We start from the raw sequence: 26,241 nt of genomic DNA, 5'->3' as shown, positions 1-26,241 counted from the left end.
AAAGCCTCCTTTACAGGGTCAGGTCGGAATATTTCTTTCTCAGGACGGCCATCAGTTCCTTGTATTTTTCCCGGCTGAGGATGATCTCGCCGTCAAAGCCGTCCAGCGTGACGGAGTAGAGCTTCTTGTCGTTGTTGATGTTGATGCGCTCCACCCGCTCCAGATTGATGATGAAGGACGAATAACACCGGTAGAAATGGCTGCTGCTCAGCAGGGCGTCCAGATCGTCCATGGAATAGTTGGATACCGTCACCTCGCATCCGTCGGCGCAGACGATGTACTTCTTGCGTTCCGCCGCTCGATGAAAAGGATGTCGGACAGCTGCAGCATCCGGTAGCCGTCCCGGGTCTTCACCAGAATGCTGCGGGCCCGGGCGTCCCGCTTGTACTGCAACAGGTCGTAGATGTAGAGTACCCGGTCCACCGACCGCTGGAAGAGCAGCGGGTCCAGGGGCAGGGTGAAGGCTGCAACGGCCCCCACCGTCAGCGACCAGAAAGCGGTGTTCTGGGAGGGACTGTACAGCACGGCCAGCAGATCGGGCTTGCGCTGGGTGACGTAGCTCAGAAGGAAGCTGCCGTCCGGTGTGTGGGCGGGGTCTCCCACGTCGCTGCGGATGAAGACGGCGTCCACCTCCTCTTCCAGCAGAAACCGGCTGGCCTCGTCGATGTTGTCAAAGGTTTTCAGAATGTCGAACTTGTGGTAAAAGCCCAGCAGATTTTCGATCTCCAGCAATTGGTCGGGGTCTTTCTCAATCAGTACCGTCCGGATCGCCATGGGCGTCGCCTCCTTCCGTGTCCTCGGCGCAGAACTGTGCAAAGGCCTGTTCCGCCTTGGCGGCGTCGCCGGTGTAGGCCGGGGTGATGTTCAGGGCAAAGGGACCGCGCACCGCCGTCACCGGCATGAGGATGCCGCTGCCCCACAGGTCGATGGACCCGTCATCCCGGGCACCCAGGTAGGCGTTGTACTCGTCGCTGCCCTCCTCCAGGGACGCCAGGTCCCACCAGTAGAGTTCCAGTCCGCTGTAGCCCCGGGCCGCCGTGGCAATGCCGTCCGACAGGGGCTGGTAGTCGGTGCTGCTCAGCACCCCCTGGTCCACCAGATACCCGGCCAGGTCATCCAGGGATTTGTCCCAGATGGGGTTGTCGGCGGCAAGACGCGGCTGTTCATGGAGCTGGTCCGGCTCGGTGAAGTCCGGCGAAAGCCCCACAAAGACCAGGGCCCCGGCGGTGGCCAGCACCAGGAGCAGGAGAAAGGAAAGGGTGATCTTTTTCATACCGGCACCTCCAGCCGCTGCTTGGCGGCGTAGTCGCGGTAGGCCGGGCTGAGGCGGGCCAGCTCGTCGGGGGTGCCGCTGGCCTCCACCTGACCATCCCGCAGTACGATCACATGGTCGGCCCGGCGGACCTCCTCCATGTTGTGGGAAATGTAAAGCACCGTAGGTACCCGGCCGTCCAGCAGGCTGTCCAGTACCGCCCCGGCGGTGCGGTGATCCAGACTGGCGGTGGCCTCGTCCAGCAGCAGATATTCCGGCTGTACCAGCAGCGCCCGGGCGATGGCGATGCGCTGGCGCTGTCCGCCGGAAAGCCGTGCCCCGGCGGAGCCCACCTGGGTGTCGTAGCCGTAGGGCAGCCGGACGATGAAGTCGTGGGCTCCCGCGGCTTTGGCGGCCGCGATGACGGCGGCCTCGTCGGGGGCGGTCCTGGCGCCGTAGATCAGATTCTCCCGGATAGTGCCGGCCAGCAGCGGGGTATTCTGCAGCACATAGGCGAACCGGCCCCGCAGATCGTCCAGCCGCACTTCCGCCAGGTCCTGACCGTTCAGGGTGATGGTGCCGCTGTCGGGGCGGTAGAAGCCCTGGAGCAGCTTCATCACGGTGGACTTGCCACTGCCGTTGCCGCCGATGATGGCGGTGCGCTTTCCGTAGGGAATGGTGCAGGAAACGCCCCGCAGCACGGGGTATTCCCCGTCAAAGCTGAACCGCACGTCCTGCAGCCGGATGTCCCCGGAAGGACCCAGGGGCGCGCCCTGTTCCAGATGTTCGGAGGGGCGGGCCAGGATCTCGTTCACATGGCGCAGGCTGCCCTGGGTGCCTTTGACGGTCTGGTAGGGGGTGAGCAGTTCACTCTCGTACTGTTCCACCTTGCCGGAGTAGGTGGTGAAATCGTTGATGCCGGTGCTGGCCATGTGGCCGGTGCGGATGAGCTGGGAACCGCCCACCGCGATGAGCACCGTGTTCAGCCGGGTGTACAGGCTGAACAGACCGGTCTGCACCATGCCGAAGAACACATTGAGCAGATCCGCCCGGTAGCGGGCTTCGATGGCCTGCAGGCCTTCCTCGATCTCCCGCTCCTCCATGCCCTGGGCCTTGACGTGCTTGGCGCAGGCGATGTGTTCCGAGAAGAAGGCGGTCATGGTGTTGAGGGCCTCGTACTGGCGGCGGCTGGCGATAAACTGCAGCCGGCCGGTGAGGAAGAAGACCAGGGCCGCCAGGGGGATGGAGACCACCAGCACCAGGGAGAGCTGCCCGTTGAAGGCAATCATCTTCATGCAGGCGCGCACCAGGGCGTAGAGGGAGGACACCGACAGAAAGAGCATCTGTAAAGCGCTGGCGGCCTGGGTGGCGTCGTTGGTCACGCAGGAGATCAGGTTGCTGGGGCCTTCCGCCTCCACCTCCATCATGGGCAGGCCCAGGATGGCCCGCCATACCACGCCCCGCACCCGCAGGGTGGTTTTCTGGGTGCCGTAGGCGGAGAGCACGTTCTGGAAGCCCACCACCAGGGCGTAGAGGATGCTCACCAGCACATAGCCGATGATGACGGCGTTGTACAGTTCGCCCTTGTTCACCCGGATGGTCAGGTCGGCTACCTTCAGGGCCAGTTCGGTGGCCAGCATGCCCAGCAGGATGGCGGCCAGATAGTACACCCAGGGGATGGGAAACCGGGTGTACAGCCGCAGGAAGGGCCCCCAGAGCTTTTCCTTGCGGGCCTGTTTGGTTTGTGCCTGCTTCATCGTTTCAGACCTCCTTCCCCCACCAGCTGGCGCAGATAGGGGCTTGTCTCATAGACCCTGTCGATGGGCCCGAAATCCGCCACCCGGCCCCGGTCCATCACCACCACGTAGTCGGCTTTCAGCACGGTCTGGCGGTCGTGGGCCACATACAGGGTGGTCTTGCCCTGCATCAGCCGGGATACCGCCGCCCAGACGGCGTCCTTGGCCCGGGCATCCATGGCGGCGGTGCCCTCGTCCATCAGGAAGTAGGCGGAATTCTGGAGCATACCCCGGGCGGCGGCCAGCTTCTGTTTCTGCCCGCCGGAAAGCCGGGACCCGTCCTCGCCCACCTGGGTGTCGTACCCGGCGGGCAGGCTGCGGAGGTAGTCCAGCAGCCCCACTTCTCCGCAGACTTCGTCCAGCTCGGCATCTTCCACCTCCCGGCGGACGCCGAAGAGCAGGTTCTCCCGGATGGTGCCGGAGAGCATGGTGGATTCCTGGGTGATGTAGGTCAGCGCCGCCCGGTAGCTGCGCTTGGAAAACCGGCGGATGTCGTCCCCGCCGATGCGGATGGTGCCGGCTTCGGGGGGGGGTAGAGCCGTTCCACCAGGTTCAGCAGGGTGGTCTTGCCGCTGCCCGACGGTCCGATGACCGCCGTGGCCCGTCCCTGGGGGATGGTCAGGCAGAGGTCGTCGAAGAGGAGCGTTTCGCCATAACCGAAGCGCAGATGATCAAAGACGATGTCCCCCTGCAGGGTGCCCACCGGTTCACCGGCGTCCCGGTCCTCCTCGGGCTCGGCCATGACGGCGGCGACCCGGTTGGTGGCGCCCTGGGCGGACTTGAGGCTGGTCCAGTAGCCGGTGTAGGCGGTGAGGTTGTTGATGATCTGGTTGGCGAAGACAAAGTAGGCCACCCACTGGGCCAGGGTGATGGAACCGTCGGCGTAGAAGCCGCGGCCCACCATCACGATGACGATGAACTGCAGCGCTCCCACCAGCACATACACCGGGGAGACGAAGTTGGTCACCCAGGCGTTGAGCACCGAGGTCCGGTAGAAGGCTTTGGCCCGGCGGCCCACGGCCTCCTCCTCCCGCTTCTGGGCGGAGAAGGATTTGATGAGCATGGCCTGGCCGGTGCGTTCCGACACGGCCTCGGTGAGTTCGGCGGTGCGGCGGTTGACCTCATCGCTGAGGCCGAACTTCAGCTGACCGGCCAGCACACCGATGACCACCTGCAAAGGCAGGAGCACCAGGGTGGCCACCATAAGACGGCTGTTGTAGGAGCGGATCTGCACAAAGAGGCGCACGGTGGAATACAGGGAAGTCAGCGCCAGCAGGAAGACCTGCATGATGAGGGCACTGATGGTGCTGATGTCGGTGGTCACGCGGGAGATCAGTTCCTTGGGGGCGTTCTGCTGGTAGTACCCGAAGGGCAGCCGCACGATCTTCTGCCAGACGGCCCGGCGCAGGTTGCGGTCGATGCGGGCCATACAGATGCCGCTGATCATCCCCGAAACGCTGCCGATGACCAGACTCACCAGCGACACCACCAGAAAGGGGATCACCACGCCCCAGAAATCCACGTTGCCGGCGTAGAGCTGGGCGGTGTACTCGGTGGCGCTGATGCCCACGTTGGTCATCAGGACGCTGACCACCAGATAGCCCGCGATCCAGGCGTAGGGCAGCCGGGCCTTCCACAGCATGGAAAAGAACCGGCCCAGAGAGCCTTGGGACGGCTGTTTGTTTTGCATGTTCGCTCATCCTCTCTTATGGGATGGACCGCGCCCGGGGATACGGTGCGCGGTCCTGCCAACGCCTTCCGTGCGCGGGGCGCAGGGAACGTCAGTGGTCATTCCGGCGGGCGGCGTTTTCGGTTGATTCACACGGATTGATTCTCCTTCAGCCAGCGCAGGGCAGTGTGTACCGCCACGTTGCCTTCCCCCACCGCCTTGGCGTACTGGTAGGGGCGGCCGGTGCAGTCCCCGGCGGCAAAGCAGCCGGGCAGGTTGGTCTCCAGATCCCGGTTCACGGCAATGTGGGCTCCGTCCATGGCCAGGCCCGGCATCAGCACGGCGGGGGAGACGGAATCCTTCAAAAAGAAGATGCCGTCCACCGTCCGTTCGCCGTCGGCGTAGGCAATCTGCAGTTTGCCGTTCTCCCGGCGGATCCCCTTGGGGAAGTCCGCCATCCCTTCGGCGTTGGGAACGTCGGGGGCGGGATAGCTGCGGCTCACATAGGCCTTGCCGGCCAGCCTCAGCAGAAATTCCACTTCCTCCTCAAATTCCGGGTTGGTGGAAACGATGGCGATGGTCTTGCCCCGGTAGAGGGCCCCGTCGCAGGTGGCACAGTAGCTTACCCCCTGGCCTATATAGTCCAGCTCTCCTGGCACGGCGCCGGCGGTGCTGACCCCCACGGCCAGGATCACGGCCCGGGCGTCGTACATCGTCTCGTTGACGCAGGCCGTGAAATGGGATCCCATGGCGTAGAGGAAATCGATGCGCTCCTCCCGGAGGGAAAGGCCCATGGCGTCGATCTGGTCCTGCAGGATTTTCTGGAAGTCGCGGCCCTGCACCCGGCACAGCCCGGGATAGTTGGCGATCTCGGGTGCCTGGGCGATCTTGGGACTCAGGGCCCGGCTGCCGAACCAGAGAAAATCCAGCCCCCGGGCGGCGGCGGTGAGAGCGGCCGAGATCCCTGCGGGGCCGCTGCCTACGATCAGTAAATCTTTCATCAGAACAGATACCCCGCGATCATCTCCCGCAGCTTGTCGGCGGGGATCACACCCAGGTGGCTCTCCACAAACTTGCCGTCCTTATAGAAATGGACGGTGGGCACGGCGTGGATCTCAAACCGCTCCCCCAGGCTGGGCTCGGCGGTGGTGTTCACCTTGACGATGTTCACAAAGGGAAGCTCGGCGGCGGTGTCCTCCAGCACCTTGCTGAAGACCTTGCAGGGGCCGCAGTGGTCCGAGAAAAAGTCCACGATCACAAAGTCCTGGGCGACCAGGGAATCAAAGGTTTCGGCGGTTGCATACTGAATGGCCATGATTAGTCCTCCTGATAAAGATGGTTGCGGATGTAGTCCGATACGGCGTCGTAGTAGTGGACGCGGTACTGGATGGCTTCGTAGTATTCATAGGAGTAGGCGGGGCGATAGTCCTCGGCGGTGTAGTGCCAGGCCTCGGCGGATTCCTTCAGGAAGGCTTCGTAGCCCTCCCGCGTCACCGCGAAGCCGTCCGTCTCGGCCAGCCGGCGCCCCAGAAGCATCTGCCAGGTATTCTGCTAGGCATCGCGCTGGAGCATTGCCACCAGCTCATAGTAGCTCTTCACGGGGATGCGTCCCTCAAAGTCCTGGGCGGTCATGGTTTTCAGGTCCATCCCATCCAGCCGGGAAATTGCTGCCAGCCGGTTCAGGTCCCAGTCCACCGTCTGTTGCCAGTCCGCCTCGTCGATGAGCACCTCGCTGCGCCGGCGGACCTCCTGCAGCACCGCCTGGATGACCTCGTAGCTGTCGTGGGCGAACTGCTCGTCCACCGCCTGCTTCACCAGGTAGGCCAGGTACTGTTCCACCGTGTGCACACCCTCCAGGCCCAGGGCTTCCACCATCCGGTCCTCCAGGGGCGGCATCCGCCGCTTGCGGATGTTCAGCACCGTCACGGTCACTTCGCTGCCCCGGCAGGAAAGGGCCTGTACAGTGCCTGCCCGGGCCCCCACCAGCTTTTGCTCTTCCACCTTGTTCAGCAGACCTGCGCCCACTGTAATCTGAGCGTTCTCCCGCTGGAAACGAGGATCGTCGGATTCCATCCGGCAGCTTACCACGTCCCCGGCGGCAGCTTCCTCCCCGTCCTCCCAGGTGATGTAGGGATAAACCACCCGGTCCATCTCTTTCTGCAGTTTGGCCTCGTCCAGCGTCACGTGACGCCGGTAAGGGGTGATGTCCACCCGTTCAAAGGGGAACATCGAGAGTACTTTGGATCGCAAGATGTTTGCCTCCCGTCTATATTACCTTATATTTATTAACACAGTATACGAAATTTCCAGGGAGGCCACAATGAAATGGGCGGAATCTGCCGGGATTCCGGTCGAATCTGTCGTATTTTTTCGGATGCAGAGAAACCGCCTGATCACCGGTATGACTTTTCATGCAAAAGTCGGGAGCCGAATGGGAGAAAGGCCCCATTCAGCGGAAAAAATACCTTCGTGAAGAGGAGGCGGCACAGGTACAACATGGCCCCGTGGAGTCTTTGCATCCGACGGGGGAGGCGGAACCGGTATTCAACCTGCCGATTGGCGCCAGTAAGGGATGCGACCGAGCCGTTGCGCAGAGCAAGGATCTGCAAGAAAAAAGGAGCCTGCAATGCAAGCTCCCGGTTTCAATTCTGGTGATGAATAGGCCACTGTAGAAAATCGGCAGCACTTGCCTGACCGGCTGCCACCGCATAGATGATATTACTGAGTTCCTGCTGTGTGTAGGACAGTTCCATTCCGTTGAGGGCAAGAAAAACCAACATGATATGGGCGCCGATCCGTTTGTTGCCGTCCATGAAAGGATGGTTGCAGACAAGGCCAAACCCCAATCGTGCTGCTTTGGCCTGCAGGGAAGGGTACAGACTTTGCCCGCCAAACGTCTGAAAGGGGGGCGGACAGCGCGGAATCCAGCAAACCTTCGTCTCGGATGCCGGCGGTGCCGCCGAATTCTTGCAGCAGTTGCTCGTGAAGCAGAAGAACCTGCGGTTTCGTTATACGTTTCATTTGGCTAACACCTCATAGGCTTCTTTGTTTTTTGCCATGAGACGTCTGGAAACCGCCAGGACATCTTCGTCAGCGGTCTGCTGTTCGGGTTCAAACTGACTGAACACCATAAGAACGTACCGCGGTGTGTTGTCTTTCAGAATGAGGACAGTTCCATTCTCATCCACCATCCGTGCAACGCGGGAAAAATCCTGATCGGCTTCGGTGATGGACACGCGATTGTCCGTGTTGATCGCCACTTCGGACACCTCCTTTTTACCAGTATACATGCATGGGAGGAGAAAAACGACCTGAAAAGAGAGGCCCCCTGCCAAGGTGGATATTCCCCTTGGGGGCTCTGCCGTATTGACCGGGGCGAAAAATCAACGCTGTGCAAAAATACGTCGACAGGAGGATTCCTTGGACTCCGGGTATCAGAATCCGGTTGGAACAGTTTGTGCTCCGGCCGTTTGATTCCGGTACTCTTTGAGCGCCTGGGCCAGCTGATCCGGACAGGAGGTGCCCTTATCCAGACATCGGATGCCGTCCAGCCGGGCGATGGCGTCCTCCACCCGCATTCCCACCAGAACCCGGCTCAGTGCCTGGGTAAAGCCGGGGCATCCCAATACAAATTCCACCGAGCGGATGATGCCATTTTCAACATCCAGCCGGATCTCTTTGGAGCAGGTTCCGTTTGTTTGATATACCATGGTTCTGAGTTCCTTTCTTTTATGATCTTGCATGTGCGTCAAGGACTGGCAATCCTTCCGGGGTTGCTGTATACTAGGAACTATACACCTTCCCATTATGGGAAGGTCAAGGGGATGACCGGGAGGAATACAGATGCAGGAGTATCTTACCATCGGCGAATTTGCCAAGCTTCACAATGTCAACCAGAAGTCGCTGCGGTATTACGAGCGGATCGGGGCGCTGATGCCGGCCTGGACCGATCCGTCCACCGGGTACCGGTATTATGCGCTGGAACAGTTGATCGAGATGGATATGATCCTGATGTGTCTGGAACTGGACATCCCGCTGAAAGAGGCACAGCAGTACCGGAATGCCGATCAAACGCTGGATATCCGGCATTTGCTGCAGGACGGGCAGCAAAAGGCGTTGGAAAAGATGCATCGGCTGCAGGAAATCCTGGCCCAGATGGAGGATGCCCTTCGCCGGGTGGAAGAGGGGGAAAAAAGCCGGGGACAGGTTGGAACGTATCAACGGCAGCTGGACCGGCGCCTGATCCTGCGGGAGCCCTTTGACCCGTCGGGCGGAGAGCTGGGGTTCAAACAGGGATCTGCCCGGATTTTTTTCCATGGGCAGTCTCTGGGGCTGCTGCCGGCTTTCACCTTTCCCATCGGTTTGATTGCCGAGAAGAAAGGCGAAAAAATAGAAACCGATATTTTTCTGGAAGTCCTCCGGCAAAAGGAAGAGATCCCCCGGCTGGATATCCTGCCGGAAGGGACCTTCCTGTGCCGGCAGAAGCCGGCAGGCGAGTTGGCGGATACCGAGCAGCTGATCAGCAACTACTTCTCTCAGCGCCCGGATGCCCGCTGTCTGATCATCACCAATCTGACCACCGCGCATTTTGACCCAAAGGGGTTGCATCTGGAGCTGCAAGAACCGCTCTGAATCCGAAAAAGTCACCGCAGGAATCTTTCCTGCGGCGATTTTTTTGCGCTTTTTCAAATCTCCTCTTGACTTTCCCATAATGGGAAAGTTTATAGTTTGGTGTGGAAAAATCGCCTGCTATCATGAAACAGAAAAGGAGAACAAGATGGAAAAGACGGAGCGCCAATCGCTGGGCTCTGCTCCCATTGGACGGTTGCTGCGGACTTTCGCAATCCCCAGCATCATTTCCATGGTGGTCAGTACTCTGTATAATATCGTGGATCAAATTTTTATCGGTCGTGGGGTGGGGTATCTGGGCAATGGTGCCACCAACGTCATTTTGCCCATTACCGTCATAGCACTGGCACTGGGGTTGATGATCGGGGACGGTGCCACCGCCTATTTCAGCCTTTGCCTCGGGCAGAAGGAACTGAAAAATGCGGCGCAGGGAGTGGGAAATGCCCTCACTCTTACCATAATCGTGAGCGTGGCCCTCACGGTGGGTTCTTTCGTATGGCTGCAGCCGCTGTGTGTCCTCTTCGGCGCCACCGAGACCATTCTGCCCTATGCGCTGGAGTACGGGTCCGTCATCGTGCTGGGGTTCCCATTTTATATGTTCAGCATGGGATTCAATTCGGTGGTACGGGCGGACGGCAGCCCGGTCTATGCCATGATGGCCACCCTCAGCGGAGCCATTCTGAATACCATTCTGGACCCGATCTTTATCTTTGCCTTTCATATGGGGGTGACCGGCGCGGCCATCGCAACGGTGCTGGGCCAGATCGTATCCAGTATTCTGACGGTGGTCTATTTGCGCAGGTTCCGGTCTATCCGCCTTACCCGGAAATGCTTGATTCCACAAGGAAAGCTCTGCCTGAAACTGTGCAGTCTGGGCGTTTCCAGCTTCTTCCTGCAGCTGGCCGCCACCATTGTCATTGCAGTGATGAACAATGTGCTGGTCAAATACGGTGCTGATTCCCGGTACGGTTCGGAAATCCCCATGACCACCCTCGGCATTACCATGAAGATCAACCAGATCATCACCGGTATTGTCATCGGCATTGCCGTGGGTTCCCAACCCATCATCGGTTACAATTACGGGGCCGGGAAGATGGCCCGGGCCAGAAAAACCTATTTTCTGGCCGTGGGCTGCTCTACAGCGGTGATGGCGCTAGGCACGGCCATTTTCCAGCTGTTCCCGGAGACCATTATCAGCATCTTCGGGTCGGAATCAGAACTTTATCGGGAATTTGCCGTGAAAAGTCTGAAAATTTTCCTCCTGCTGATCGCTCTGAATGGATTCCAGCTGTGCACCGGTGTCTTTTTCCAGGCCATCGGCAAGCCGGTGCAAGCTACCCTGGTATCGCTGTCCCGTCAGGTGTTGTTTTTGCTGCCGGCACTGGTGATCTTGCCCCGTTTCCTGGGGGTGGAGGGCGCTCTGTGGGCTGGCCCTGTAGGAGATGCCTGTGCCTTTGTGCTGGCTTTGACCCTGGGGTTCCTGGAACTGAGAAAGCTGGATCCCCGGCCCGCTCATCCGTAACGCGACCATTCCCAAAGAAAGGATTTCTCTATGTCACGTCTGTTTGAACCCATTGCCATCCATGATCTGGTCTTGAAAAACCGCCTGGTGATGCCGCCCATGGCCACCGCCAAAGCCGACGAAACCGGGGGCGTCACGGATGCGGTCTGCGCCTATTACCAGGAACGGGCCCGGTACAGCAAAATTGGCCTCATCATCACCGAGCACAGCTATGTCAGCCAGCAGGGCAAAGCCCATCCCGGGCAGACTTCTCTGGCAGAGGAGGAAACCGTCCCGGGCTGGCGGCGTCTGACTGACTGCGTGCATCAGGAAGGCGTCAGAATCTTTGCCCAGCTGAGTCATGCCGGCACAGCTGCCTCCTCCCAGGTGACTGGACAGACCCCGGTTGGCCCCAGTGCCATCTGTCACCCCAAGCAGCAAAAAGAAATTCCAGCCGAAATGACGGTCCGGCAGATTCAGGAGACGGCGCAGGCCTTTGGCGAGGCTGCCCGGCGGGCCAGAGAGGCCGGATTCGACGGGGTAGAGATTCACGCTGCCCACGGCTATCTTCTGAATCAGTTCTATTCACCCCTGGCCAATCATCGTTCTGACGCCTATGGCCCGCAGTCGGTGGAAAACCGGACCCGCTTTCTTCGGGAGGTGTTGCAGGCGGTGCGCCGAGCGGCAGGAGAGGATTTCCCGGTGGCGGTCCGGCTGGGTGGATGCGATTACCAGGAGGGTGGCAGCACGCTGGAAGATTCCACGGCGGCCTGCCGGATTCTGGCGGAAAGCGGCACAGACCTGCTCCATCTCACCGGCGGCATGAATGGCTTTGTCCGTCCGGGCCATCAGGAGCCAGGGTATTTCCAGGATATGTCCCGGGCCGCCAGGCAGGCGGTGCAGATCCCGGTTCTTCTGACCGGTGGGGTCACCACCCTGGCCCAGGCTCAGGCACTTTTGGAGGAAGGCTGCGCCGACCTGATCGGGGTGGGCCGGGCCATCTTCCGGGATTCCCATTGGGCTGATTGACCACCAAAACAGAGGCGGCGAAGGAGGATTCCTTCGCCGCCTTTCTTTGTGATCCGCTTATTTAGGAAAAGCCCTGCCGGCCCAAAACAAAATAAAAAAGCGATAGAACGTGAAAGTTCTATCGCTTGGTGGCTGCCCCTCTCGGACTTGAACCGAGGACACCCTGATTAACAGTCAGGTGCTCTAAAATAGCGGATTTTGTCGAAAAGTAAAAAATATATCGTTATTATGATGATAAATTGCTTGAAAATGATTTTTCCTGCCAATGATGTGAAGACAAACGGAAAAACAAAAAATGACGTAAATGCGAGAAAAGCGCCTACGGCTTAACGTTGCAGACGCTCTTCTTGGTTTTCCCGGTGCAGGACAGGAAGAAAGAATAGTTTGATGTGAGGTTAAGGTTTATAGCGTAGCCTCGCTGGATCTCAACCCGCTGGTAGAGCTCCCGCAAGATTTCGCGCTGTTCCTCTTCTGCGGCAGTGGGTAATATACGTTTCCAGCTCAGGACAGTGGCGTACAGGAAAGACAGGTTTCGAGAAATGTATTGCAGATGTTGATTTTGGTCGTTCAACCGATCTACCCAGCCGGACAAGCGATTGCAAATTGTATTCTGTTCGTGAATCAGAGCGCTCAGTTCTTTGGCAGTATATTTGCTTCTGCCATCCAGAACGCGAACCACTTCGTTTTCTCTCTTGGAGAGTTCTGCCTTTGCCGATTCCAGGCGGTCCTTTTCTTCCTGTAAACGCTGCCTTACTACTTTGCGCTTCTTCTCCAAGGTTTTCCGTAAAGAATCTTCTGAATGTGCGGTAAACAGATCCAGCAGGGTAGAGGTCTGCCGCAGAACCATAGAATCTACGGTTTCGGCTGTATAGGTGGATTGTCCACGCTCAGTAAGCTGAGTTTTCCGACAGATAGGACAGACATACTGAGTTTTGTTTCGCCGGGAGTTTTCTGCCGGACGGCTGGTGGAAAGACGATGGTCACAGGTGCCGCAAAAGAGAATGCCGGAAAGGAGTGCCGACTTTCCCTTTCTTGGTATCGAGCGCCGTTGAACTGTAGCCACAGAACGCTTGGCAAGAATTTGGTCTGCCTTTTCAAAAGTGGCATCATCAATGATCTGCAAAATCGGAATATGTGGTGAGGCGACGTCCCGCTTTATTATGTATCCAAGGTAAGCGCGGTTCTGCAGGATGCTCTTAATTGTCCGACATTGGAATTTGGCACCTGCCCGTGTGCGCAGCCCTCGCTGGTTCAGATCGTTGGCAAGAGCGGTGGTACCGATTTGTTCAGAAACAGTCCGGGCAAAAATCTCTTTGACAATGGCGGCTTCTTCGTCGCAAACCAGAAGATCCTGAACAGGCTGTCCCTTTTTGTTTCGGCGTCCGGTGTAGGCCAGGCGATATCCATAAGCAACAGGTCCACCGGTATAATAGCCTTCCTGGTGCATCTGACGAAGCCGTGTCTGGATGCGCAGGGAGGTGTTTTTGGATTCGCCTTCACCTTGCCAGTAGCGAATGTAATTGAGCAGCCGGTCTGCATGACTGTCCAGAATTTGTTCGCCCTCTTTGACACTGATAACGCGGATGCCGTGCTTGATAAACCATTCGACAACGAAAGGCGTTTCATCACTCCGACGCCCGATCCTATCGAACATAAAGACGAGCAGGATATCGAAACGCTTCTCGAGTGCGTCCTCGCGCAGCTTCTGCAGGGCGTCTCGATCTTCGGCTGGGGTCTTGAACGCCGAAATGCCGCGCTCCTGGTATTCTTTGATGATCCACAACCCGTGCTCACGCGCATATTCCTGACACGCCTCTCGCTGCATGGGGATATCATTATGATCGGCTTGAGCCGTTGTAGAAACTCGGTATAGGCAGCAAACACGAAGTAGACTCATACAATTATAAAACTAATAATACCAATACTAATTAAGAGAAATATATTTACAATCTGTTTCGAGGTTTAATAGATCTACAAAAGTATCGACTTCCATATTTGAAGTTAATCCTATCTTATAAGTGCATGCATTTGAAAAATTAATGTCTAAATGATGTAGTGGATGTCGTTGCCCATCTTCATGCTCTGGGTCATAATCATATCTTAAGTAACCAATCTCAAAAGAGCATAAATATTGATATAAAACCCAGATTTCTTGCTGTCGTAATGAAGAAAGGTCAAACTCTTTAGTTGTCTCTAAAAATTCTTCAAATAAACCATCGAACGAAACCTGAAGATCTTCTGAGATAAACAAACGCGTTAACGCTTGAATAGCTTGACTATCGATTTCAATACCATGATAATGCAACTTTAGAAAAGAACCATTGTCTGATACGAAAAAAGGAAAGTGTATTGAGTGTAATTGACGGTTTTCATTTTCCCAGATCAATCTATTCATGCTGTCAGAAATATATAAAACAACATACGGAAGAGGATTGGTTGGGATATCAAAATAGAGGTCGGCTATTGAAAGGTTTGCAATATGAGAGCAAACGGAAAATATTAATTTTACAGCACTGGAATTGTTCCGAATGGAATTTAGTTCTTTCTCTCTCAGTGAAATCTTGTACGATTTCATGTGTACTTCTCCATAAGCATTTGGATTGCTTTATTTGTGCTTGTGATGATTTCTTCTTCTGTTTCATCATCAATTAAATTGGGTACGATTTTGTTGATTTTATCGCGTAACAATGGTGTGATATTTGGCGCAAAAGGACTGGACAGGCATGTCTCGTTAATTAAGTCTTCTAGCGATTTCTTTTTGCCCGTTGTTGCGATTCTAATGTTCTCTTCCAACATTGCTTTTTCTTCTGCGGTAGGCTCTGTAACAACAATTGAATCGGATTCAATGATGCCCTTTGCTGCGTTTTCATATGTGTGAAGAAAAGATTCGTTAAGCGAAGAATCTACGATGAAGTAAGACGTTAGGAAAGATCGCGTTAGAGCCATATATATTGAATTCCTAGAAGAAATGCTTGTTTTCACTCGGCCAACGTGCACACAAATTACAAAAGGAAATTCCAAACCTTTAACGTTGTTAATGTTGCTAATATATAATTTGCCTTTTTCTCTGTTTTTTGTTACATGGCCTTGTGTGACATCGATGGAAAAATGCCGCTCCAGTTCGATGGCAAGCGTGTCTGCCATTGAAAAGATTTGCTTATTATTAGAAGTGAAAATAACTGCAATGTCATCTGCTTCCACAGATGGATTTTGTTCATAAATGCGCTCAATGGTGGAAATAATTTGATCGACCATTGTTTCTCTGGTGCAGCCAATAACTTCTACACTATCAGCACTATCTTCTGCGGTATCCCCAAATCTGTGGACCGGACTACGGGAAAGAGAAACGGTGGGAGGAGTTCTCTGCAGTTGGTAACCACAGGCCTCCCATTCGTCGTCATCAAGCCACCTAATAACAGGCTTTTCATACAGGCCCATGCCAACGGCGTGGGCAAACATAAGGGTGTGTGGGTTGGTTCTGTAGCATTTGTTTAGCAGATAGTCACAATTTACACTGTTGCCAAAGTCGGAATCAAAAATGTTTTGAAATATATCTCCAGCTAAATATACTTGAAATTTTACGACATATTCACAAAGGTCAAAAAAGGCGCTTGAAAAATCTTGGCTTTCGTCTACTAGAATATAATCAAAACAAGGTTCAAAATTGGGAATTTGCTGTAGTCTTTCTAAGGCCTCTCGACAAACAGCATCAAAAGATGTGAACTCATTATAGCGATGAAAAGGAAGATTATAGTAACTACATATAAAGCTGTAAAGGCCAGAGTTACAATCGGAAGCAGACCCCCAACTTCTGCAAACCCAAAGGCGCTTATTCCACTCAATCTGTTTTTCAACTCGCATGAAATCAAAAAACTGGGGAATTCGGTTTCGCATATCGTTTGCAAGAACTTTATTATAGCAAGTAAACGCAATTTTGCTATTTGTTTTTTTGGTATATAGCTTTTGAAGTTTATGCAGCAAGAGTTCTGTTTTTCCTGTGCCAGCTAATCCCTGAATTGTCACACGTTTTTTTGATACTTTGCCATATATAAAACGACTTTGCATACCGTCAAATAAAACGATTTTTTTCTTGACTTTATCAAGAATTGTGTTTGGTGTTTCAACGCCAACCTTTTCGGGATCATTAATGCTACCGATGAGCAGAGAAATAAGAAGCTCGACGCGTCGTTCTGCGATAAAGGGTACTTGCTCCTGAGAAATAAGGTTTTCAAGATTGTTGCTAATGTCGTTTAAAGAGCATTTATGAATGTATCCTTTCCACTCTCGTGGACGCCCAAGCCATTGACGGTATCCGTATTTTTCAGATAAATATCCAAGATCTTCAATAAAATCTTCAAAGAAATCCTCAAAGTCGTTCGAATGACAATTTTGGGAGTCTGTATTTCTATCAATAACTAAGATGTAATGTTTGGGCAAGAGAAGAATTATTGCGTGAGAATAAGAATAAGCGGTGTCGCTGCCCAATGCTTTGCTAAGCAAATAGATAGGTGCTTTTAAAGTAATGGATAATGATTCGAGTTTCTCACAAAAAGAAGATAGTTGTATAATATTTGGAATTCTATCGTCGCAAAAGAAAGAACTATTATTCATATAGAAAACCCTCATTTAATCAGGCTGCTACTTAAGTTGGGAATCATATAACGGGTAACGGCAAATTTTTCATGTACAGTGCAAGGTGGCGATATATCATAGCTGAAAAATTAATCTATTTTGATTAAGGCGTAGCGGGGAAGTTTATCCGCACGCTTGCCAAAACATAACTTTAGATCTTTGGCGGGCATGAAAACGTAAAGGGGGTCTTTCTTTATGGTTCGACCTTCAATGGTTATCTTTATACTTGAATTATCTAACGCCTTAATTAATAAATCGCGTTCCGCAGTTTTGTTGCGCACCCTACCTGTACGGGCTATTTGAGAATACACCAAGTTGGTTCTTACGCCGACAACGTCATGCGGTTGATTTTCCATACTATTTTCTACAAAATATGAAATTTTAAATTTGGAATCTTGGTGAGGTACCTCCTTAATAAGTGACAATGACATTTGTTAAGCCTCCATTTTGTCTTGCTTTTTTAGCCAATTGAGAAAAGAATCAATATCTAATTTGAAAACTTCGCAGTAGCGTTGTATCCAAAGCGATAGATACTTGTCTATTCCACAAAAATCCATGCATTGTAGTAGCCATTGATGATCGAAACTATTTATTGTTACGCCAAAGGTGATGAATGGCATGCGCTTTTTGGTGTGTTGATTTACTTTTTTTACATAGACGTTTTTATCAAACTTGGGTACAACTGTGATGAAGTCCTTCCATTTTTTATTTAACTTCTTTTGACATTTTTCTTCATTACTTGTGTAAATTAAACAACCGGTACTTTCTGATTGAAATGCTTCGAGGATAAGATCTCCGTACTTTATATCACTTGGTTCATATGATAAATGATTATCGGAACAAGATTCATCGTCGGAGAAAGAAGAACATAGTGTTGAGTAGTTATAAGATTGTCTATCGGATAAATATCTAAAATGAAAACGTACGATTTGACCAGGCTTTATATGATCGACTAGGCACTCATGGAATTCTTGGCAAAGTTTTTGAAAAAAGGCTTGGAAATTATCAAATATTTTTTCTTCATTATTACTAAGTAGACTTGATATCTTCTTTTGCTTTTCTGCATCTAAAGTGGCATAAATATCCGGGTTATTTAGATAATCAATGAAGAATTTTCCTAAATTTAGTGTGTCCTCATCATAATCAACATCATTTCGTTCAGAGAGAAATGATTGAAATAAATCGCTTTTATACGAGTCCATGCTTTCAGCTATTCCAAATGAGATTTCATTTAACCTACACTGGAACTCTTTGTAATGATCAAACCAATTATTCGAAACATATATAGTTTTTGAGTCTAGCCCATTAGCGGTGCTCAAGAGAATTGCGCCTTGACCTTCTTCAAATCGTAGAGGGCGAACTAATTTATCTCCGGCCTCAGATCCTGAACGGATTTGGCCTGTGTAAATGCTAAGGTCTGGAATAAAACTGCTTCCATCGTTTGTTCTACGAACATAGATTTCAACAGAATTTGAGCTTAAATCAAATAAGTAAAGCGAGTAGTAGTGGTCATGCACCCTATCACTTGGCTTTTCGGGCCATCCAAAGCCAGTCATAAGCGTATGTATAGCATGCCTACTGTTGGACCAGTTTATAACGTTTCTGTCATGAGTGTGTCCACACATATATATATTTGCATTCATTTCGGTGTAAGATATCATATGAGCAAAAAGTTTGTCTTGCTCACTTCCGCTGAAGCACTCGATCGGATGATGCCCTAATACAAAAGTTATATCAATTTTTGTATCGTCTGTTAAGTTATGAAACTGTTTGATGATATTAGCTAACTGAAATTGTCCAAGGATCAATTGACGCGTATCATGATCGTCAGCACAACTCCAAGCAGTATTAAGCATCACAAAACAATACTTTTTATCTTCAACCTCTAAAATGTGAACGCCATAAGTGTTTTCAGCAATCTTACTAATAGAGTTCATATCATTAAAAAGGTCTGAATAAATGTAGCGGATTAGATCAACATATCCGGATTTTTTGTATGTATCATATAGAATTGGCCATACGGTTTTTTCAAAAGCTTGATCAAAATGCTCCTTTTTGTTAACACTTTCTTGGGAGAGCTGTTCATCGGATAATTTCCTGCAGGCGGCAATCAAGAACTCATTCTCTGTAGTTCTTGTCTTGTCATGGTTTCCGGGAACAATGTATAGTCCACAAATTCTATTTCCCAACGTATCTTTTAATTTTCTGAAAAATGTTTTAGCATTTTCTAAAGCACGATGGTCGCCAATATTGATAGTGTCGCCAGTGACAACAATGGCGAGTTTCTTGTCGGGAATGGACTGAACTTGAGTTTTAATATCAAGTAATAGAGAATTAAGCGGTTTCGATATTGATTTCCCTTCTCCACCGATATGCAAATCCGAAAGGTGAAGAATAGCTAAATCAAACATACACCGAGGCCTCTTTTCCTTTTGAAGTTTTTCATCCGTTGCTTTGTAACAGTTTTAATGTAAGTGGTGACAATGTAAATAGAGAATAAAAATCTTGCAGGGAAAAACGAAAAACACAAATCATAAATATAATATGATAAGGAGGCTAAAAAGAGAAACATAGGAAGCTATACAATGAGGCTTTATATACAATCCATATATAAATACGTATATATTATATCTAACTAATGTTGTTGATTTCAATAATAAAGGCGAAATATCGTTTGAAATTTTAGATGAAATTTTAGAAGGCATCCTTTGCGTGGTTACATTATTTAGAACATTAGGACTGGAGATCTTTGATTAACAATCAAGCGCCTGCCATTCGGCAGGCGCTTGATGCTATTTTTAAGACTATATCTTACGGATCTAGAATAAGACAAAATAAAAAAGCGATAGAACGTGAAAGTTCTATCGCTTGGTGGCTGCCCCTCTCGGACTTGAACCGAGGACACCCTGATTAACAGTCAGGTGCTCTGCCATGTGTTGTGGTGAGGGCTGCGGGATGAATTTGCACTTAACGACCATACGCGGAACAGTCGTTTTTGCTCCGCAAGACATGATGCAGGGGCTCTTTTCATGCAGCCATATCTCTGTTATACTGTTGTGCAAGAAAAAGGAAGGACTGAGAGCTGTGAAACTGGGTGCCAGCCGATATCCGCTGAAAAAAGTTTTTTACCGCACATTTTCCCTGCTGGTGGTCGTACCGCTGATCCTGGTATCGGTGGCGGCAGCCATCATTCTGTATCGGGTCATGCGCAGTTCCACCGTGGATACCGTCTCGGCCTTTCAGGAGACGGTGGCCACCACCCTGGACAACGACATCCGGTCGGCTTCGCTGCAGCTGTCCCACTTTGTCTATGTGAACGACGGCGAATTTCTCGACGTGGTGAACCAGGTTTACCAGAGCACCGGGAGTAGCCAGCAGTACCTGGCCAACAAGGCGCTGGAGCGCAGCTTCAACACGGCGATGGTGCCGTCGCAGAACATTCTGGCCGGGCGATTTTTCATGAAAGGCGGCGGGGCGGTATCGGTGAAAGACGCCATCACCCTGCCAGACGACGAGATGCGCGCCGAGGGCTGGTACCGCGCCGCGCTGGAGACCCCCAACCGGGTGACCATCGGCGGCTACGACACGAGCAAGACCGACCTGACCGCCAACACCCAGAAGGGCCGCCAGCTGGTCCTGGTGACCGCGATGGCCCCCGATTACAGCACCGACCGCAGCGGCAGCATCGACGTGGTGGCCTACTTTACCAACTCCCAGGTGAGCGAGGTGCTGCTGCGCGCCCGCACCAGTCCCGACATGGGCACCACCGTGCTGCTGAACGAGAGCGGCGGCGTGCTGTTCGGTGATATGGGCCGGGAGCCGGTGCTTGCCTGGTTCGGGGAAAACGGCGCCGGGCTGCCCGACGGCACCTTCAACCAGCGGGCCGTTCTGGAGGAGGACGGCTCCTCCCGCAACTACATCTTCATCGTGCGGGAAGTTCCCTACACCGGCTGGCGCATCGTCACTTTTGTGGACGAGGCCCGCATCCTCAACCGCATCACCGCCACCGGCGCTCTGCTGGCGGGGGTGGTGTTCGGGCTGCTGCTGCTTTTCTATCTGTTTTCCCGCTATTTCCTCGATGCCATCGTCATGCCGGTGCAGGCCCTGGCCGTCGCGATGGACCGGGTGGCCGACAACGACCTCGACGTACAGCTGCAGCCCGCCGGACACCAGGAGCTGCGGCGGCTGACAGATTCCTTTAACCAGATGGTACTGAGTCTGAAAAACATGCTGGCCATCAACGAGGAGGCCCAGAAACGCAAGCACCAGGCCGAGATCCAGGCCCTGCAAAGCCAGATCAACCCCCATTTTATCGTGAACACCCTGAATTCCATCCGGTTCATGGCCCAGATGTCGGGCTACGACGGCATCCGGCGGATGGCCCAGGCGCTGGCGAGTATCGTGTCCTGCTCCTTCCGCAGCAGCACGAGCTTCTACACCGTGCGGGAAGAGCTGGAGATGCTGGACAGTTACCTGTACATCATGCGCATCCGCTACGCCGACGGCTTTGAAGTCCGCTACGAGGTGGCCGACGAATGTCGGGCCTGCCGCCTGCCTCGGTTGACGCTGCAGCCCATCGTGGAGAATGCCCTCAACCACGGGTTTGCGGACCTGGGGGAGGAACTGGGGCAGCTCGTCATCCGCGCCGCGCGGGAGGCAGACGCGCTGGTGCTGGAAGTCACCGACAACGGCTGCGGCATGGACGCGGCCACTGTGAAGGCGATCCTGCACGACACCCTGCCGCGGGAACAGTCGGGCAGCAGCATCGGTATCCAGAACGTACTGGCCCGGCTGCGGCTGCATTTCGGCGGTGCGGCGGGACTGCAGATCGACAGCACGCCGGGCCGGGGTACCTGTGTGCGGCTGGCCCTGCCCTGGGAGGCTGTGGCCCCGCTGCCCCGAAAGGAGGAGGAAACTCATGATCCGCACACTGATTGCTGACGATGACGCCCTGCTGCGGGCGGCCCTGCGCACGATGGTGGACTGGGAGGCGCTGGGCTACACCCTGGTGGGGGACTGCACCAACGGCCTGCAGGCGCTGGACCTGATGCAGCGCCAGAGGGTGGACCTGCTGATCACCGACATGAAGATGCCGCTGCTGGACGGGCTGGGGCTGATCCGGCGGCTGCGGGCGGGGTCCATCCTGCCGGTGACGCTGGTGCTTTCCGGCTATGACGAATACGAGCTGGTGCGGGAGGCCTTCCGCCTGGGCGCCCACGACTATCTGCTCAAGGGCGACCTGGACACCCCCGGCCTGACCCGGACCCTCACCGACCTGCGCAAGGGGGTGTTTGCGGGCAGCACCACCGCGGCCGCCCCCGACCGGGGCAGCGCCCTGGCCCCCGGCAACTACGGGGTGGCGGTGTTTGCGGTGGACGGCCTGGCCGGGCTGTCGGCCCGGTTCGGCGGCGACCTGAAAAATCGGCTGGACAAACCCATGCTGGAACTGGTGCGCCAGATTCCCCGCGTGGCGGGCCGGGCCACCGTGCGCTCCGCAGGACCGGGGCAGTACGAACTGTTGTGGCAGGTGCGGGACAAGGCCCGCTACCATGGTACAATGCTCTCGGTGGTGCGGCAGGTCCAGTCGGTCTGGCGCGATATGATGAACCTGAGCGTTTCCGCCGCCGTGAGCGAAATGGTAAGCGAGAATGCTGTGGATGACGCCTGCGCTCTCTGTGCCGACATCCTGCAGCTGGCAGTGCTGCAGGGGCCGGGGGTTATCTGTACCCAGGGCGGCCAGGGCGCGTTGGCTGAGGAGGTCCGCCAGCGGGAATCCCTCTGCGAACCGCTGGTGGAAGCCTTGTGTACCGGGTCCGACGCGGGGTATCTGACGGCCAAGGATGTCTTTTTTCGCACACTGGAATCCCTGGATGGCGAGGCGCATACCCGGCTGATTCTGGCGCTGCTGGCACGGATGGCAGCCATGCAGCGGCGGTGCGGGCTTTCCACCGAGGGCATCGCGGGCTGTCAGGCAGAACTGCAAGCCCTGCCCACCGCCTGGGAGCGTGGCGTCTGGCTGCGCAGCCTGCTGCGGAGGGAGCGGGAACGTCTGCCCCGCCGCGGCGACAGCGGCGACCCCATCCAGCGGGCCTGCCAGTATCTGGAGGACCATTTTGCCGACCACGACCTGACCCTGAAAACGGTGGCCGACCAGGTGGGCCTGAGCGAGAAGTATTTCAGCACCCAGTTCGCCAAGCGGTGCGGGTGCACCTTTATCAGTTACCTCAACGGGCTGCGGCTGCGCTATGCCCAGGACCTTTTGCGCAGCACCGACCTGAAGATTTATCAGGTCAGCGACCGTGCCGGCTACAACAGCATTGAGCACTTTACCCACATTTTCAAGAAAAACTTGGGCATTTCTCCCAAAGACTACCGGGTGCAGGGCCAAAATACCTGAAAAATCCGCAAGAAGTCAAACGGCTTTTCATGGAATGGCGGGTCTCCTCCCCTGTATAATAAGTACAACGAAACGGGCACGCGGAAGGCGATGCCCGAAGCTATCAACAGGAATGGAGGAACACAGAATGAGAAAGAAAGCAATCAGCGCTGCGCTGGCAGCGTCCATGCTGGCGGTTTCCCTGGCCGCCTGCGGCGGCAGCGGGGCCTCGAGCACGGCGCCTGCCGGGGATGCGGCTACCGGAGATACCGCATCCGGCACTGAGGCACAAGCCACCGTCGATGAGGACCTGAGCGGCGAACTGGTCTTTGCCATCTGGGACAACAACCTGATGGAATACATCGACCAGAACGACATGGTGGGCAAGTTCCAGGAGCACTACCCCAACGCTGAGATCGAAGTGGAAAAGATCAAGGACGACAGCGAGTACTGGAACGCCATGAAGATGCGCGCCTCCGCCAACCAGCTGCCCGACGTCATGTTCAACAAGCCTTTCACCCTGTCCCGGTTCCAGGACTACCTGCTGGACCTGTCCGACCTGGACGCCGCCAAGAACAACACGCTGGCCGCCGGCTATGCCCTGGACGGCAAGATCCTCGGCGTGCCGATGACCGCCGGCTATGAATATGTCTACTACTGGAAAGACATGTTCCAGGAGGCGGGCGTGGAAGTGCCCACCACCTGGGAGGAACTGAAGACCGTCTCCAAGACGCTGCAGGACTACTACGGCGCCAAGGACCCCGACTTCATGGCCATCGCGCTGGGCGCCAAGGATGAATGGCCCGACTACCCCTACATGGAATTCATGCCCGCCCTGGTGAACGGCAACGGCCAGAACTGGAACGACATGGCCAAGACCGACACGCCTTTTGCCGAGGGCTCCGACATCAACACCGCCTACCACCGCGTGTACGACCTGTTCACCTCCGGTGTGTTCGGCAAGGACCCCCTGGGCCTGGGCAACGACCAGGCGACCACCCTCTTCGCCCAGAAGAAGGCCGCCATCATCGCGCTGGGTGACTGGGGCCTGCAGAACATCCAGGCCGGCGCCGAGAGCACCGACGAGCTGGGCACCTTCTACCTGCCCGTCCGGGAATCCACCGATGAGCCGTTCCGCTATGTGGTCCAGGGCGACAGCTTCATGGGCGTGACCACCCACAGCAAGAACCCCGAACTGGCCAAGGCTTTCGTGGAGTGGTTCTACAGCGAAGAATGGTACCCCGGCTACATCGCATACGTTTCCAGCGCTTCCTCGATGGAGAACTTCCCCAAGGAGAAGGACCCCGTGCTGGCCGAGGCCGATGCCCTGCAGCCGGATGCCGAAATGGTGATGTACGACGGCGGCGGCGATGACTTCACCGCCCTGCAGAACGAGACCACCTTCGACTACAAGAAGCTGGGCGCGCAGATGTTCACCGACGGCTTTGATCTGGACAGCATGCTGGCCGATCTGGACGCCAAGTGGACCGCAGCCCGCGCCAAGCTGGGCATCCAGTAATCTGTACGGAACACCCGCGGGGGCCGCTTGATCCACCAGGCGGCCCCCGCTTCGTTTGTCTAGGGGGGTTATTACCGAATGAAAACCTTGAAACAACAGCGCCAGCTCTTCATCGGGGTGTGCCTGATCGTGCCCACCCTGCTGCTGATCGGCTTCGTCATGGTGCCGGCGCTGGACCTCATCCGCATGAGCTTTACCGACTGGGACGGCCTTTCGCCCACCAGCAACTTCATCAAGCTGGACAACTACATCAGCATGTTCCACAATCCCGACCTGTGGCAGTCCCTGAGCAACAACGCCGTCTACTTCTTCGCCCACCTGTGCATGATCCCAGTGGAACTGGCCTTTGCCGTGCTGCTCAACTCCAAACTGCGTGCCGCCGGCTTCTACAAGACGATGGTCTTCCTGCCCTACATCATCAACGGCGTCGCCATCGCCTACGCCTTCTCCTACTTCTTCTCGCCGGTCAACGGTGCCTTTGACGGCATCCTCAACGCGCTGCACCTGGGCATGCTCAGCCGCAGCTGGCTGTCCGACCCCACCATCGTCAACTTCGTGCTGGCCTTCGTGTCGCTGTGGCGGTACTCGGGCTACCATGTGATCCTCTTCCTGGCGGCGCTGCAGTCGGTGTCCCAGGACATCCAGGAGGCCGCCGTCATCGACGGTGCCAACACTTGGCAGATGTTCCGCCACATCCAGATCCCCTCCATCATGCTGATGGTGGACTTCGTGCTGTTCGATAACATCCGCGGCGCCCTGCAGGTCTTCGACATTCCCTTCGTCATGACCGCTGGCGGTCCGGGCTACGCCTCCAGCACCTTCACCCTCTACACCATCAACACCGCCTTCCAGTTCTCCAACTTCGGGCTGGCGTCCACGATGGCCGTGGCCATCATGGTCATGATCGTGGTGATCTATCTGATCCAGAACAAGATCATCCACGGACTGATTCTGAAGGAGGACAAGGACTGATATGCTGGAATCAAGAAAACGCCGCGAGCTGCTGGCCCAGATCCTCAAACAGCTCATCTGCATCGGGATGGTGCTTATTGTCATCACTCCCATCCTGCTGACCTTCTTCGCCTCCCTCAAGACCAAGGGCGATATGGTCAATACCTCGCCCCTGACGCTGCCCCTCGACCGCATCACCTTGGAAAACTACGCCGAAGTTTTCCACAACAAATACCTGCTCATCGGCTTCAAGAACACCATCATCATCCTGGTCGTCAGCATCGTCTTCAACGTGCTGCTGGGCACCGTCACCGCCTTCATCATCGAGCGATTCCAGTTCCGGGGCAAAAAAATCATCGTCAGCATGTTCTTCATCGGCATGCTGGTGCCCACCTTCGTCACCGAGATTGCCCGCTTCAAGATCATCAACGGGCTGGGCCTCTACAACACCCTGGGCGCCCCCATCGTCATCTACATCGCCGCTGACCTCATGCAGCTGTACATCTACCGGCAGTTCATCTCGACGCTGCCCGTTTCTCTGGACGAGAGCGCCCTGCTGGACGGCTGCAGCTACTTCGGGCTGTTCGGCCGCATCATCTTCCCGCTGCTGTCGCCCGCGACGGCCACCGTCGTCATCATCAAGGCCATCACCATCATCAACGACATGTACATTCCCTACCTGTACATGCCCAAGAACAAACTGCGCACCCTGACCACCTTCCTGATGGACTACGCCAACGCCCAGCAGGGTTCCTGGCAGAGTCTGGCAGCGGGCATCATCGTCATCATGCTGCCCACCATCCTCATCTATGTGATCTTCCAGCGACATATTTTAGCGGGGGTTGCGGCAGGCGCCGTCAAGGAATGAAAACGCCCGCAAATGGCAA

General features: G+C 54.8%; 26 protein-coding genes. 8 read left to right on the top strand and 18 right to left on the bottom strand.

Annotation, left to right across the window (positions count from 1 at the left end; all coding sequences use genetic code 11):
- Positions 1 to 10: 10 nt before the first annotated feature.
- The 13 genes from NQ490_RS04675 to NQ490_RS04615 form a co-directional block, all read right to left on the bottom strand.
- On the bottom strand, positions 11 to 253 hold the full coding sequence (locus tag NQ490_RS04675) for a LytTR family DNA-binding domain-containing protein (RefSeq protein ID WP_040917841.1): 243 nt from the start codon (positions 251 to 253) through the stop codon (positions 11 to 13).
- On the bottom strand, positions 250 to 774 hold the full coding sequence (locus NQ490_RS04670; RefSeq protein WP_187118517.1) for a hypothetical protein: 525 nt from the start codon (positions 772 to 774) through the stop codon (positions 250 to 252). The genes NQ490_RS04675 and NQ490_RS04670 overlap by 4 nt, the downstream gene beginning before the upstream one ends.
- The gene (locus tag NQ490_RS04665; protein ID WP_007047712.1) at positions 749 to 1,273 is read right to left on the bottom strand and encodes a hypothetical protein; all 525 of its coding nucleotides are present in this window, start codon (positions 1,271 to 1,273) and stop codon (positions 749 to 751) included. Before NQ490_RS04665 ends, NQ490_RS04670 begins: the two co-directional genes overlap by 26 nt.
- On the bottom strand, positions 1,270 to 3,009 hold the full coding sequence (locus tag NQ490_RS04660; protein ID WP_007047711.1) for an ABC transporter ATP-binding protein: 1,740 nt from the start codon (positions 3,007 to 3,009) through the stop codon (positions 1,270 to 1,272). The genes NQ490_RS04665 and NQ490_RS04660 overlap by 4 nt, the downstream gene beginning before the upstream one ends.
- A complete protein-coding gene (locus NQ490_RS04655) occupies positions 3,006 to 3,539 on the bottom strand; it encodes an ATP-binding cassette domain-containing protein (RefSeq protein ID WP_259951739.1) in 534 nt (177 codons plus the stop codon). The genes NQ490_RS04660 and NQ490_RS04655 overlap by 4 nt, the downstream gene beginning before the upstream one ends.
- Complete coding sequence (locus NQ490_RS04650) at positions 3,500 to 4,738, bottom strand: ABC transporter transmembrane domain-containing protein (RefSeq protein WP_007047709.1); 1,239 nt, start codon at positions 4,736 to 4,738, stop codon at positions 3,500 to 3,502. Before NQ490_RS04650 ends, NQ490_RS04655 begins: the two co-directional genes overlap by 40 nt.
- 128 nt (positions 4,739 to 4,866) lie before the next feature.
- The gene (locus tag NQ490_RS04645; RefSeq protein ID WP_007047707.1) at positions 4,867 to 5,718 is read right to left on the bottom strand and encodes an NAD(P)/FAD-dependent oxidoreductase; all 852 of its coding nucleotides are present in this window, start codon (positions 5,716 to 5,718) and stop codon (positions 4,867 to 4,869) included.
- Positions 5,718 to 6,032 (bottom strand): thioredoxin family protein, encoded by a 315-nt coding sequence (locus tag NQ490_RS04640; RefSeq protein ID WP_007047706.1) that lies wholly within the window; start codon positions 6,030 to 6,032, stop codon positions 5,718 to 5,720. Before NQ490_RS04640 ends, NQ490_RS04645 begins: the two co-directional genes overlap by 1 nt.
- A gap of 2 nt (positions 6,033 to 6,034) precedes the next feature.
- Entirely contained in the window at positions 6,035 to 6,253 is a 219-nt protein-coding gene (locus NQ490_RS04635) for a hypothetical protein (RefSeq protein WP_007047705.1), read from the bottom strand.
- A 15-nt stretch (positions 6,254 to 6,268) separates the two neighbouring features.
- Complete coding sequence (locus NQ490_RS04630) at positions 6,269 to 6,967, bottom strand: hypothetical protein (protein WP_147644701.1); 699 nt, start codon at positions 6,965 to 6,967, stop codon at positions 6,269 to 6,271.
- Positions 6,968 to 7,359: 392 nt separating this feature from the next.
- Positions 7,360 to 7,530: a hypothetical protein gene (locus NQ490_RS15395; protein ID WP_007047702.1), complete on the bottom strand. Its 171-nt coding sequence runs from the start codon at positions 7,528 to 7,530 to the stop codon at positions 7,360 to 7,362.
- A 204-nt stretch (positions 7,531 to 7,734) separates the two neighbouring features.
- Positions 7,735 to 7,977 (bottom strand): prevent-host-death protein, encoded by a 243-nt coding sequence (locus tag NQ490_RS04620; protein WP_040917839.1) that lies wholly within the window; start codon positions 7,975 to 7,977, stop codon positions 7,735 to 7,737.
- 174 nt (positions 7,978 to 8,151) lie between these two features.
- On the bottom strand, positions 8,152 to 8,427 hold the full coding sequence (locus tag NQ490_RS04615) for a TIGR03905 family TSCPD domain-containing protein (protein ID WP_040917838.1): 276 nt from the start codon (positions 8,425 to 8,427) through the stop codon (positions 8,152 to 8,154).
- A 133-nt stretch (positions 8,428 to 8,560) separates the two neighbouring features.
- On the opposite strand from NQ490_RS04615, the gene NQ490_RS04610 reads away from it, so the two are divergent.
- The 3 genes from NQ490_RS04610 (at position 8,561) to NQ490_RS04600 (ending at position 11,876) form a co-directional block, all read left to right on the top strand.
- Positions 8,561 to 9,349, top strand: a complete 789-nt coding sequence (locus tag NQ490_RS04610) for a MerR family DNA-binding transcriptional regulator (RefSeq protein ID WP_007047699.1) — start codon at positions 8,561 to 8,563, stop codon at positions 9,347 to 9,349.
- A 145-nt stretch (positions 9,350 to 9,494) separates the two neighbouring features.
- Positions 9,495 to 10,868 (top strand): MATE family efflux transporter, encoded by a 1,374-nt coding sequence (locus tag NQ490_RS04605; protein WP_040917837.1) that lies wholly within the window; start codon positions 9,495 to 9,497, stop codon positions 10,866 to 10,868.
- Between the two features lie 30 nt (positions 10,869 to 10,898).
- On the top strand, positions 10,899 to 11,876 hold the full coding sequence (locus NQ490_RS04600) for an oxidoreductase (RefSeq protein ID WP_007047697.1): 978 nt from the start codon (positions 10,899 to 10,901) through the stop codon (positions 11,874 to 11,876).
- Between the two features lie 319 nt (positions 11,877 to 12,195).
- On the opposite strand, the gene NQ490_RS04595 is transcribed toward NQ490_RS04600, so the two are convergent.
- The 5 genes from NQ490_RS04595 to NQ490_RS04575 form a co-directional block, all read right to left on the bottom strand.
- Positions 12,196 to 13,701, bottom strand: coding sequence for a recombinase family protein (locus NQ490_RS04595; protein WP_007047695.1), 1,506 nt, complete (start codon positions 13,699 to 13,701; stop codon positions 12,196 to 12,198).
- Between the two features lie 99 nt (positions 13,702 to 13,800).
- Positions 13,801 to 14,451 carry a hypothetical protein gene (locus tag NQ490_RS04590; protein WP_007047694.1) on the bottom strand — a complete coding sequence of 217 codons (651 nt, stop codon included), beginning with the start codon at positions 14,449 to 14,451 and terminating at the stop codon, positions 13,801 to 13,803.
- Positions 14,448 to 16,487: a DEAD/DEAH box helicase gene (locus NQ490_RS04585; protein WP_040918245.1), complete on the bottom strand. Its 2,040-nt coding sequence runs from the start codon at positions 16,485 to 16,487 to the stop codon at positions 14,448 to 14,450. The genes NQ490_RS04590 and NQ490_RS04585 overlap by 4 nt, the downstream gene beginning before the upstream one ends.
- Before the next feature lie 110 nt (positions 16,488 to 16,597).
- Entirely contained in the window at positions 16,598 to 16,939 is a 342-nt protein-coding gene (locus tag NQ490_RS04580) for a hypothetical protein (RefSeq protein WP_007047692.1), read from the bottom strand.
- Between the two features lie 3 nt (positions 16,940 to 16,942).
- Entirely contained in the window at positions 16,943 to 18,919 is a 1,977-nt protein-coding gene (locus tag NQ490_RS04575) for a metallophosphoesterase family protein (protein WP_007047691.1), read from the bottom strand.
- A gap of 673 nt (positions 18,920 to 19,592) precedes the next feature.
- On the opposite strand from NQ490_RS04575, the gene NQ490_RS04570 reads away from it, so the two are divergent.
- From NQ490_RS04570 to NQ490_RS04550, 5 genes are all read left to right on the top strand, one after another.
- The gene (locus tag NQ490_RS04570; protein ID WP_050764706.1) at positions 19,593 to 21,449 is read left to right on the top strand and encodes a sensor histidine kinase; all 1,857 of its coding nucleotides are present in this window, start codon (positions 19,593 to 19,595) and stop codon (positions 21,447 to 21,449) included.
- On the top strand, positions 21,427 to 22,905 hold the full coding sequence (locus NQ490_RS04565; RefSeq protein WP_007047688.1) for a response regulator transcription factor: 1,479 nt from the start codon (positions 21,427 to 21,429) through the stop codon (positions 22,903 to 22,905). The genes NQ490_RS04570 and NQ490_RS04565 overlap by 23 nt, the downstream gene beginning before the upstream one ends.
- A 127-nt stretch (positions 22,906 to 23,032) precedes the next feature.
- Positions 23,033 to 24,403 (top strand): ABC transporter substrate-binding protein, encoded by a 1,371-nt coding sequence (locus tag NQ490_RS04560; protein WP_040917836.1) that lies wholly within the window; start codon positions 23,033 to 23,035, stop codon positions 24,401 to 24,403.
- 78 nt (positions 24,404 to 24,481) lie between these two features.
- Positions 24,482 to 25,375, top strand: coding sequence for a carbohydrate ABC transporter permease (locus NQ490_RS04555; protein ID WP_007047686.1), 894 nt, complete (start codon positions 24,482 to 24,484; stop codon positions 25,373 to 25,375).
- 1 nt (position 25,376) lies between these two features.
- On the top strand, positions 25,377 to 26,222 hold the full coding sequence (locus tag NQ490_RS04550) for a carbohydrate ABC transporter permease (protein ID WP_007047685.1): 846 nt from the start codon (positions 25,377 to 25,379) through the stop codon (positions 26,220 to 26,222).
- Positions 26,223 to 26,241: the final 19 nt, after the last annotated feature.

The sequence above is a fragment of the Subdoligranulum variabile genome (assembly GCF_025152575.1).
Lineage (GTDB): Bacteria > Bacillota > Clostridia > Oscillospirales > Ruminococcaceae > Gemmiger > Gemmiger variabilis.
Note: the sequence above shows the minus strand (reverse complement) of the source record. Positions and strands in the feature narration are given on the sequence as shown.